Annotated in this window: 10 protein-coding genes; 4 read left to right on the top strand and 6 right to left on the bottom strand. The window is 65.9% G+C overall.

The annotated features are described in order from the left end of the window. The 5 genes from QZT63_RS16555 to QZT63_RS16535 form a co-directional block, all read right to left on the bottom strand. Window positions 1-1,105: protein adenylyltransferase SelO family protein (locus QZT63_RS16555; RefSeq protein ID WP_290652625.1), on the bottom strand; the 1,105-nt coding region annotated here is incomplete at its 3' end. Window positions 1,106-1,137: 32 nt separating this feature from the next. Next, window positions 1,138-2,655, bottom strand: a complete 1,518-nt coding sequence (locus QZT63_RS16550; RefSeq protein WP_290652623.1) for a PH domain-containing protein — start codon at window positions 2,653-2,655, stop codon at window positions 1,138-1,140. Between the two features lie 8 nt (window positions 2,656-2,663). Then, entirely contained in the window at window positions 2,664-3,212 is a 549-nt protein-coding gene (locus tag QZT63_RS16545) for a PH domain-containing protein (protein ID WP_290652621.1), read from the bottom strand. Window positions 3,213-3,329: 117 nt separating this feature from the next. Continuing rightward, window positions 3,330-3,896 carry an RDD family protein gene (locus tag QZT63_RS16540; RefSeq protein WP_290652619.1) on the bottom strand — a complete coding sequence of 189 codons (567 nt, stop codon included), beginning with the start codon at window positions 3,894-3,896 and terminating at the stop codon, window positions 3,330-3,332. 74 nt (window positions 3,897-3,970) lie between these two features. Then, entirely contained in the window at window positions 3,971-4,528 is a 558-nt protein-coding gene (locus QZT63_RS16535) for an NUDIX hydrolase (protein ID WP_290652617.1), read from the bottom strand. A gap of 127 nt (window positions 4,529-4,655) precedes the next feature. On the opposite strand from QZT63_RS16535, the gene QZT63_RS16530 reads away from it, so the two are divergent. Both QZT63_RS16530 and QZT63_RS16525 read left to right on the top strand, forming a co-directional pair. Beyond that, window positions 4,656-5,432: a sulfite exporter TauE/SafE family protein gene (locus QZT63_RS16530; protein ID WP_290652615.1), complete on the top strand. Its 777-nt coding sequence runs from the start codon at window positions 4,656-4,658 to the stop codon at window positions 5,430-5,432. A gap of 87 nt (window positions 5,433-5,519) precedes the next feature. Further along, window positions 5,520-6,842 (top strand): DUF3422 family protein, encoded by a 1,323-nt coding sequence (locus tag QZT63_RS16525; protein ID WP_290652613.1) that lies wholly within the window; start codon window positions 5,520-5,522, stop codon window positions 6,840-6,842. A gap of 28 nt (window positions 6,843-6,870) precedes the next feature. Here the strand turns inward: QZT63_RS16525 and ffh are convergent, their stop codons facing one another. Further along, a complete protein-coding gene (gene ffh, locus QZT63_RS16520) occupies window positions 6,871-8,244 on the bottom strand; it encodes a signal recognition particle protein (RefSeq protein WP_290652611.1) in 1,374 nt (457 codons plus the stop codon). A 264-nt stretch (window positions 8,245-8,508) separates the two neighbouring features. On the opposite strand from ffh, the gene ccsA reads away from it, so the two are divergent. Together ccsA and QZT63_RS16510 are read left to right on the top strand one after the other, a co-directional pair. Next, a complete protein-coding gene (gene ccsA, locus QZT63_RS16515) occupies window positions 8,509-9,321 on the top strand; it encodes a cytochrome c biogenesis protein CcsA (protein WP_290652609.1) in 813 nt (270 codons plus the stop codon). Between the two features lie 42 nt (window positions 9,322-9,363). After that, window positions 9,364-10,650 carry an HlyC/CorC family transporter gene (locus QZT63_RS16510; protein WP_290652607.1) on the top strand — a complete coding sequence of 429 codons (1,287 nt, stop codon included), beginning with the start codon at window positions 9,364-9,366 and terminating at the stop codon, window positions 10,648-10,650. The last annotated feature ends 235 nt before the right edge of the window (window positions 10,651-10,885 follow it).

The raw sequence follows: 10,885 nt of genomic DNA, 5'->3' as shown, positions 1-10,885 counted from the left end.
GGCTGTCCTCCATCGCCTCGTAGAACCGTGCAGCCAGCGCGCGCGCCCCGCCCGCGTCCGAAGGGGGCTGCAGACCGAGCCGGGCAAAGGTCCGCGTGACCACCGCACGATCGAACCACCCTTCGAACTCGCCCACGCGCCGTTGCAGTGAGGCCGCTTGGCCCAGTGGGCCCAGGGCGCGGGCCAGCTGCTGCAGGTTCCAGATCATGGCGCTGGGCTGACGGCCGAAGGCGAACAGGCCCATGTGATCGAAATAGGCCGCGGTGAAGGAGGGATCGAGGTGCAGCAGAAACCGCCAGGGGCCGTAGTCGAAGCTTTCACCGGTGAGCACCACATTGTCGGAATTGAGCACACCGTGCACAAATCCAGCCGTCCACCACTCCGCGGTCATCTCGGCGACAGCACGAACGACACACGACAGCAGGCCGGCCACCGGATCGGCGTCCGCCGCCGCTTCCGGCCAGTAATGCTCGATGGTGTGGTCCACCAGACGCCGCAGCGCCTGGTGCTCACCCAACAGTTCCAGGCGCTGAAAGGTGCCGATGCGGATATGGCTGTGGCTAAGGCGCACCAGCACCGACGCGCGCGTTGGTGACGGCTCGTCATGGCGCAGCAGCGCCTCCCCCGTCTCGATCAGGCTCAGGCTCTTCGAGGTGTAGCACCCCAGCGCCTCCAGCATTTCGGTGGCCAGGACTTCGCGCACGCCGCCCTTGAGGGTCAACCGACCGTCGGCACCGCGTGACCACGGGGTGCGACCGGAGCCCTTGGTTGCCAGATCCAGCAGCCGGTCATCCTCCGCGTCGCGGAGCTGAGCAAACAGAAACCCCCGCCCGTCACCGAGCTCGGGGTTGTAGGTCTGGAATTGATGGCCGTGATAACGCAGCGCCAACGGCGTCGGCAGGTTCTCAGGCAATGGCACGAAACGACCGAAATGCTCGCACCACTCGTCATCGGTGAGTGTCTCCAGGCCAACGCGCTGCGCCCAGCGCTGATTGCGGTAGCGCAGCATGTGCTCGGGAAACACGGCCGGCTCGACCGCATCGTAGAACGCGGCACCGAGGCGATCATGGCGGGGATCCGGGGTATAGCGTGGGGAGACGGGCATATCAGGCTCTCGGCGGTTCATGCATGGGCCGGTCAGGCGGATCCCAACGGATGCTCGCGCTTGCCGGCGGCCGCGGCTGCCGGGGCTTCGACGCGGAACAGCGTATCATTAGCCAGCGCCAGGGCCTGATCCAGAGGAATCCAGGGGATGCGCTCGGGCCCGCTCGCCAGATTCACGCGCAACGTCGCAAGCCCGCGGCGCTTCTGGAACCAGCTCTGCTGGACCTGCACGGTCTGGGCGTTCCCCCGCGGGAAAGCCGCGGTACGCCGCCCGATCAGGCCCGTGCGCACGAACGCATAGTCGCCGTCCGTCCGCCAGCCCACGGCCAGCCAGCGCAGATGGCCGAGCCCCCAGGCCAGCGGCAATACCACACCCACCGCCAGCAGCCACCAGGGTTGTGCCGTTATCGCGGCAATCGCGCCCACCAGGCCCAGCAGCACCACGGCAAAGCGCAGTGCCACCGCCCGCCGGTAGTAGGGATGCACCCGATGGTAGGTACCACGCAGATCCAGTGCAGGCCAGAAGGCGCGGGCAAGCTCCGGCCCTTCGACCAAGCTCAGCCCCGGAATAAGAAAGCTGTGCCCGGCGTGATCGGCAGCCCGGGGTAACCCACCGTACTGGCGACAGACCAGATAACCCCGACGCAGCACGCGCCCAAGGGCGGTCTGCACCCATTCTATGGACTGCAGCTTTCGCGCCGAGAGCACCTGCTCCTGGCGATTGAACAGGCCACTGTACTGCACAAAGCGCTCACCATCGCGCACCAGCGTGAACCCGAAGAAGCGCAACCAGGCCACGACCACCGCAATGCCCATGAGCACCACCACCAGCGCCAGCAGGAACAAACCACCCGCGAGCCAAGGCGCTTCGACGAACACCTGCACCCAGGCCACCTCGTCGAGATCCTGCAGGTGGCGCCGACCCAGCCGCTCCAGCGGTTGCAGCACGGGAGCGAGAAACGCAGCGATCACATAGATCGAATTGCTCGCCAGGCCGTGCAGGGTCAACCCGCGGGGGCCGATGCGAAACAGTGTCTCCGGCGCCGGCGGCGCCTCCCCGGCCGCGTCCATGCCGTCATCGGCCGGCGCAGGGGTGGCCCTGGTGCTCAGGGCCTGGCGCAGTGACTCCGCCTGGGAGCGGCGAATGCCCGGGAGTTCGAACTCCGCCGTGACCCCGCCAGGCGTATCGGCACTGAATCGGACCACCCCGAAGGGTCGCATGTAGACCGGCTGCTCCAGGCTGATGTGCTGCACCCGGCCGGCGGAGACCTTCAGCTCCGTGCGCTCCAAAAGCCCCTTTTGCACGAGCAGCACATCGCCGTCGAGTCGAAACCGGAAGCGCCGGTAATAGACAACACTCAGCAGCACACCCAGGAGCAACAGCGCGGAGACGGCCATAATCACTTCGGTGAGACCGATACGCTCGATCACCGCCACCCCGGCGCCGGCCCCCACGAGCACGGGGATATTCTCACGGGCGAAGCGCACCACCCCGCGGACAAACAGGAACACCATCGACCAGGGCGACAGCCGCTGCCAACCTTGATCCACCGCGCCACTCAACTCGGCGCGTCCGCTTCCGGGGGAGGAGCCGATGCATCCCGCTCACGGACGCGTTGGAGTAGATACTGGCGCACCTGCTCCGCCGTCTGCGGCCGCAGTCCCGCCAGCACCAGGTCGGCGCTGCTGCCGCCGGCCGTAAAACAGGTCAGTCGCATCAGCCCGAAAGCCCGCTCAAGTGGACCGGTGGCGGTCTCCACGTGCTGGATACGGCACACCGGCAACACGGTGGTCCGGCGCACCAGCAGCCCGCTGACATGGATCAGATCCTCTTGGCGCAGGCCGAACGCTCGCCGCCGCGCCTCCACCCAGGCCAGCGTCGCCGAGCCGACCCCTGCCGCCAGCACCAGCACCCCGAGCGCTGCACGGAGGAGCATCGACACATCCGCGCCCAACGGCGCCAAACCAACGATTAACGCCAGCGGGACCCAGAACGCCAGCGTACTGAACACCCGGTACGGAGCAAACCGTCGCGAGACGGGTGTCAGCGACGCCTCCTCCAGCGCCGGCAACTCATCGATCGGGACGGACTCATTGCGCAACGTCATACCACCCCACAGCGGTGTATCCAACGGGGAGAGCGCCGGGCCGGCCAGCGAACGCGGTTGGCGCCTGCACGCCGGCCCGGCAGCGGAAGCCCCGTCAGCGATTCCGCCGAACCAGCATTAGGGAGAGCGCACCACCAGCGTCCCCGCGATGATGTCGTGCAACCCCTGCTTGCGCCTGGTAAAGGCCACCATCAGGTAGCCGATCATCAGCAAAATGGCCGAGAGAAACTCGGCGAGATGCCGTCCCGTGGCCCGGGCAAAGGAAATACGCCCACCCTCCAGGTCCGTTACCTTCATCCCCAGCGCCATCTTGCCCAGCGTCGCCTGATACGGCGAGCTATGCATGCCCGCCCAGTACAACCAGGCGGCAAGCATGGCGACCCCGTCCCACCAGGTCCACTGATGCGCCATATCAGGCTGCCCCTGCACACTCGGCTCCAGGGTGCCGGGGGCAAGCAGCATCTGCAGCACCGATAGTGGTAGGAACAAGATCAGTCCGTCCAGAAGCGCGGCGCCGACACGCCGCCAGAACCCACCGTAGCCCGCCATACCCGCCGGTCCATCGGCAACACGGCCCATCTCCTCGGCCACCAGACGGCGCTCCTGCGGATCCATCGGCCTGCCACACGCATCGCAGAACCGCGCATCACGGCTATTACGCGCCCCGCATTGGGAACAGTGCATCCCGCCCTCCTTGAGGTGTATCTCCTTGAGTGGATCGCTGTCTGCGCCACCCTGATGGCATGGGTGGCAAGGAATTACAGACCACCGAGGAGACTCCCGGATCCCCCCTCGGGATTGCGCAACGGCGCAAACCCCGCCCGGCCGTGTGTCGCCTCGAAATGCGCCAGCGCCCAATGCACCGTGGGGAAGGCCAGCTCGTCGCGAGGGATCTCGTCACGGCGGAACAGCGCCACCGCCTGCGACTCCGGCCCGGCCGCCACCTGTGGCGACCTCAGCCGGGCGCGGTAAATGAGCTGAACCTGGCTGATGCGCTGGATCGTGTAGACGGCCAGGAGCTGTTCGATCTGCAGCTCCGCCCGCGCCTCTTCCCAGGCCTCGCGCCGTGCGCCGACCTCCACATCCTCGCCCAGCTCCAGATAGCCGGCAGGGAGTGTCCAGTAGCCCACCCGGGGCTCGATGGCACGCCGGCACAGGAGAATTCGATCCTCCCAGTAGGCCACGGCGCCGACGACAATCTTTGGGTTTTCGTACTGGATGAAGCCGCAATCGTCACAGACCAGTCGCCGGCGATCATCGCCCTCCGGGACACGGCGGGTGAAATTAGCGGGATCAAACGGGTTTCCGGTGCTCATGACCCGCGAGTCTATGCGCACGGACAGGGCGGAACAAGCACCGCCCGACCGGGCTCGGAACCAGGCGAACGGCCCATACTGGCGAACTCGGGTACCCTACGGGCACGGTCCGCCGCGGGAGTGGAGGGTGTTTGCGGAGCTTTGGACACAACTGACGCCGGCGGCACTGTCCGGCTGGGCGACGGCGCTACTGCTGCTGAGCAGCCTGATGACCTCGTTTATCACCGCCGCCTTCGGCGCCGGCGGGGGCGTGCTGCTCATGGGGCTTATGACCCTGTTCTTGCCGGTCACAGCGGTCATTCCCCTGCATGGGGTCATTCAGGCGGGCTCCAATGCCGGTCGTGCCGCTCTCACCTGGCGGTATATCCACTGGCCCGTGGTGCTCGCATTCACCGCGGGGGGGCTGGTGGGCGCCCTGGCCGGATCGCAGTTGCTGGTTCGCCTGCCCCAGGCCTGGATGGAGCTGGGCCTGGGTGTCTTCATCCTGTGGTCCTGTTGGGGCCCGATGCCCGCGCTACACCATGGCTCTCGCGTTCGGGTTGCACTGGGCGGCGCGGTGACCAGCCTGCTAACCCTGTTCGTCGGCGCAACCGGGCCGTTCGTCGCCGCCTTCCTGCGCGCCATGGCGCTGGAGCGCCGGGTCCACGTCGGTACGTTCTCGACCTGTATGTTAATCCAGCACGGCTTGAAAATCGGCGTTTTCGGCCTGCTCGGCTTCGCCTTCGGCCCTTATCTGCCATTTCTGCTCGCCATGCTGGCCATGGGTCTTTTGGGCACGCTACTCGGGCGGGCGACCCTGGAGCGCCTCAGCGACCGGCGTTTCCACGGCATTCTCACCGCAATCCTCACGCTCCTGGCACTACGCCTGCTCTATTCAGGCGCGGTCAGCGCCTTCGAGGGCTGAACTTCCAGCCTTGCCGGCCAGCCCTTGCTGTTGCCGGCTCACTGTCGGACCATGACCGTACTGGGGCACAATAATCGGGAAAAACCAATGAACGATGACACCGTCGCGGGGACCATCGTCCACTTCCGCGAACACGACCAGCGACAGCAAATCGCCGCAGAGGTCCACTCCCGGCCATTCGAAAGTCTCCACACACCGCTGCGTGCCACGCACCTGGCCATGCTGAGCGACGACGGCACGGCGGATCGGCAGCGGGTTCGCGCCCTCTGCGAAGCCTTGGAGAAGCCAGCCCCGGCCTCTGATGCCACCCACCACAGCGTGGACCTGGGGTCCTGCCGCTTGCGCTGGGAACGGCACACGGAGTTCTCCACCTACACGTTTTTCGTGCGCGGTGGACCGCCCGAGTCGACAGCGCCGTTCGCCGAACCGGCAGTGGCGGCGGTCCCGCAACAATGGCTGCGCACCCTGCCCGGCGAGCTGATCGTCGCTGTCCATCTCACACTGGAGGGTCAGGGCGCACCTGTTCGACCGGTGCACGCCATCACCGAAATCTTTGCAACGGAAAACGTCGCCGGCAGTGAGGTGGCCGACGGCGCTGCCCGGACCTATACGGATTTCCGGCTTCACGGCGACGGCTATGGCCGCATTCTGGTCCAGGATCAGGGATTGGGGCCGCACCGCGCAGGCCGCTTGATCCAACGCCTGCTGGAGATCGAGACCTACCGGCTGATGGCGATGCTGGGCTTCCCCATGGCCAAAGGGACCACGACGCTGCTCACCGAACTGGAACAAGGCCTGGAAGGGATCACGCAGCGCATCACCCGCAGCGACAGCCTGGAGAACGAGCAGACGCTGCTAAAGGAGATCTCCGCGCTGTCGGCGGATCTTGAACGCAACACAGCCGGCAACAGTTTCCGCCTCAGCGCCTCGCAGGCCTATGATGGGCTGGTCCACCGGCGCATCGAAAACCTGCGCGAGGAACGCATCCCCGAATTCCAGACCATCGGCGAGTTTATGGTGCGACGGTTCCGCCCGGCCATGCGCACCTGCGAATCCGTCGCCTACCGCCAGGAGGCGCTGGCCCGACGCATCGCCCGCGCCGCAGATTTGCTGCGCACGCGCGTGGACATTGCGCTGGAAGCCCAGAACCGGGACTTGCTCGCTTCCATGAACCGCCGCACGGACCTGCAGCTGCGCCTGCAGCAAACGGTGGAAGGTCTGTCGGTTCTGGTCATGAGCTATTACGGCTCCGGGCTGATCTACTACATGCTCCACGGCGTCCACAGTGTGGGTGTGGAGTTCAACGTGGATCTGGTCATGGGGGCAATGGTGCCCTTCGTGCTGGTCAGCGCCTTTCTGGGAATTCGCTATCTGCGCAGGAGGGTGCTGGGGCCGGGGGAGGAACACTAGCCGCGGCGCACCTCCGCGGCTTGCTCCACTACTGCATCGGGAAGCCTCCGCCCGGGGGCATCCCGCCGCCGCCCAATTGGCGCATCATTCGCTGCATGCCGCCCTTTTTCTTCATCTGTTTCATCATCTTCTGCATCTGCTTGAACTGCTTGAGCAGCTTATTGACGTCCTGGACCTGGGTGCCGGAGCCGTTGGCGATACGGCGCTTGCGGGAGCCGCTGATAATGTCCGGGCGGCGGCGTTCGGCAGGTGTCATGGAATTGATGATGGCCACCAGACGGCGCACGTCCTTGTCATCGACCTGCCCCTTGACCTTATCCGCCATGCCGCCCATGCCCGGAATCTTCTCCATGAGGCTGCCGATCCCACCCATCTTGCCGAGCTGGGCCATCTGATCGCGAAAGTCCTCAAGGTCGAAACCCTTGCCCTTCTTCAGCTTATTCGCCAGCTTGTCGGCCTGGGCCTTGTCGACACCCTGCTCCACCTCTTCCACCAGGCTCAGCATGTCGCCCATGCCCAGGATTCGGGAAGCGACCCGGTCCGGGTGGAACGGCTCCAGTGCCTTGGTCTTCTCGCCCGTGCCCAGAAACTTGATGGGCTTGCCGGTGATGTGCCGAAGGGACAGCGCCGCGCCGCCGCGGGCATCACCATCGGTCTTGGTCAGGATCACGCCGGTGAGCGGCAGGGCGTCGTTGAATGCCTTGGCCGTATTCACGGCGTCCTGGCCGGTCATGCTGTCCACCACGAACAGCGTCTCCACCGGCTCGACGGCCCGATGGAGCTCGCCCACCTCGGCCATCATGCCCTCGTCCACATGCAATCGGCCGGCGGTGTCCACCAGGACCACATCGTGGAACTGCTTGCGCGCGTGGGCCACCGCGGCGCGGCCGATGTCGATGGGCCTCTGGCGGGTATTCGACGGGAAGAAGTCCACTTTCACTTCCGCCGCCAGGGTCTGCAGCTGATCAATGGCGGCTGGCCGATACACGTCGCAACTGACGAGCAAGACCTTTTTCTTTTCGCGCTCGCGCAGGTACAGCGCCAGCTTGGCAACACTGGTGGTCTTACCCGCGCCCTGCAGGCCAGCGACCATCACCACCGCCGGGGGGCGCACGCTGAGATCGAGGCTGTCGTTCGCCTCGCCCATCACCCGCACCAGCTCGTCCTTGACGATTTTGACGAAGGCCTGACCAGGCGTCAGGCTGCGCTTGACCTCCTCGCCCAGCGCACGCTCCTTGACGTCGCGAATGAAATCGCGCACGACAGGGAGCGCGACGTCTGCTTCCAGAAGCGCCATACGCACTTCGCGCAGGCTGTCCTGGACATTCTCCTCGGTGAGCCGCCCCTGCCCGCGCAGGCGCTTCATCACGCCATCCAGGCGCTCGCTCAGATTCTGAAACATGCCGTGGCCTCTCGCCTCGCTGTCATCCGTGGGACATACGCACCCTGGGGATAGAGCAAGGTAACGCCTGGCCGCTCGCCAATCAATCTCGCCACAGACACCAAGGCCACTGAACCTGCGCTGCGTGCCATGCCCGTGCACCCCTCCATGCGAGCGCACCCGCCCCGGCGCTCGCCTTTGCCGGAGTACGGATCTATGCGATGATCCTCTCCTCTGCAGGGCGCCGTATCCGGCACCATCCCTGCCACGGGTTTCCAGCACTGCATGATGGATCAGATCATTCCAACCCTGCTTTCCGCCGCCCTCTACCTGCTGGCCGGCGCCGGCTTTGCGTGGCGCCATGTCTCCGGGCCGGAGCGTGTACCGTGGCGCCATCTGCTGCTTGCCGCCGGCTGGCTCGGCGTTATCGTCCATGCCTTCGCCCTGTGGCAGACGATGGGTGCCGCCCATGGGCTCGACCTCGGCTTTTTCAACGCCGCATCGCTGGTTGCCGCGCTCATGGTGCTCATCGTCCTGCTGGGCGCGTTGCGCCGCCCGGTGGAGAACCTGATGGTCTTCATTCTGCCGGTCGCGGCGCTGCTGCAGATCACCAACCAGGCGCTCGGTAGCGACGCCGCCACGATCACCCGTTTCCCCGCGGGGCTGGAGGTCCACGTCATCAGCTCAGTGCTGGCATTCAGTGTGCTCAGCATCGCCGTGGTGCAGTCACTGGTGCTGGCCTGGCAGGACCACCGCCTGCGTCACCGCCAGCCGGGCGGTATCGTGCGCGCCCTGCCACCGCTTCGGGAAATGGAACAGCTCCTGTTTCAGATCCTGTGGCTGGGCTTCATCCTGCTCACTCTGGCCCTGGCGTCCGGGGCAGCGTATCTGCAGGACATTTTCAGCCAGCACCTCGTTCACAAGACCGCGTTCTCCATCGCGGCCTGGCTGCTGTTTGCCACCCTGCTCTTCGGCCGCTGGCACTACGGTTGGCGGGGTCCCACGGCGATCCGCTGGACCCTGGGCGGCTTCGCGACATTGTTGATCGCGTATTTCGGCACCAAATTCGTGCTGGAACTCATCCTGGGCCGCGGCTGATCCCATCATGACTCCATTGCAGCATACCGCGAGGCGTCACCCGTGAGCGACCTTCCCCTGGGTACGCTGTTCGGCATACTCGCCCTGCTCATCGTGCTCTCGGCGTTCTTCTCCAGCTCCGAGACCGCGCTGATGAGCCTCAACCGCTATCGCCTGCGCCATCTGGCGCGCACCGGCTGGCGCTCGGCGCGTGTGGCAACGCGCCTGCTGGAGCGCCCGGACCGGGTGCTCGGCGTCATCCTGCTGGGCAACAATTTCGTCAATATTCTGGCCGCCTCCCTGGCCACGATCATCGCCTTACGGCTCTACGGCGAAGGCGCGATCGGCGCGGCCTCCCTGCTCCTGACGCTGGTCATCCTGATCTTCGCCGAGGTCGCCCCCAAGACACTGGCAGCGCTGCACCCGGAGCGCATCGCCTTCCCGGCCTCCTGGCCGCTGACCCTGCTGCTGCGCGTCCTCTACCCCCTGGTGTGGGCAGTCAACGCCGTGGCCAATGGCCTGCTGCGCCTTGTCGGGGTGGACCCGCGCAATACCGGGACCGGCAGCCTCAGCCAGGAGGAGCTGCGCACTGTGGTTAACGAAGCGGGCTCGCTGATCCCGCGGCGCCACCAGAAAATGCTGCTCAACATCCTCGACCTGGAGAAGGCGACGGTGGAGGACATCATGGTCCCGCGCAACGAAATCATGGGCATCGACATCACGGATGACTGGGAGGACATCGTCGCCCAACTCAACAACAGCCAGCACACCCGCCTGCCGGTGTTCCGCCAGAGCATCGACGACATCCACGGCATCCTCCACCTGCGCCGATTGGTCGCGGACCTCACGGAGCGGCGCCTGGACAGGCAACAGCTGCTCGATCTCGTGGAAGCGCCTTATTTCATTCCCGAGGGAACCCAATTGCACACCCAGCTGGTGAACTTCCAGCGCCAGCGCCGGCGCATCGGCATGGTGGTGGACGAGTACGGCGACATCATGGGGCTGGTGGCCCTGGAGGACATCCTCGAGGAGATCGTTGGCGAATTTACCACAGACCCGGCCGCCCACTCCCGCTATCTGCGCCCGCTGGAATCCGGGGGCTATCTGGCCCAGGGTAATATCAGCGTCCGCGAGCTCAACCGCGCGCTCGACTGGGAACTGCCGACGAACGGGCCCAAGACGCTAAACGGGCTGATCCTCGAGCACCTGCAATCCATCCCCGAACCCGGCACCAGCCTGCTTATCAACGGCTTTCCGGTCACCATCGTGCAGACCCAGGAGAACCGTGTAAAAACCGCGGAGATCCAGCCGCACCGGGTACGCCAGCGCAAACCCCGCCAGCAGGAATGAGGGGGGGGGGGGGAATCGCCCCCGTGGTGCGCGCCTTGGCGGCGCCGTTGGTTTGACGTTGTCTCTCGCATGACCAGGAGGCTTACGGCGGGGTCGTTTGTTGTCGGAGGAGGCTCGGTGTGGGCTCCGGAGCTCCGCCCGGATCCGTCCCTCCGGCCTGGCCGAGGGACAGCACATCCATGTGCTGGCGCTCGGTGGCCGCATCCCTGCGGCCACCCTTCGGGCCGGACGGCCT

It is taken from the genome of Aquisalimonas sp., assembly GCF_007120195.1.
Lineage (GTDB): Bacteria > Pseudomonadota > Gammaproteobacteria > Nitrococcales > Aquisalimonadaceae > Aquisalimonas.
This window is presented reverse-complemented; position numbering and strand designations above follow the sequence as displayed.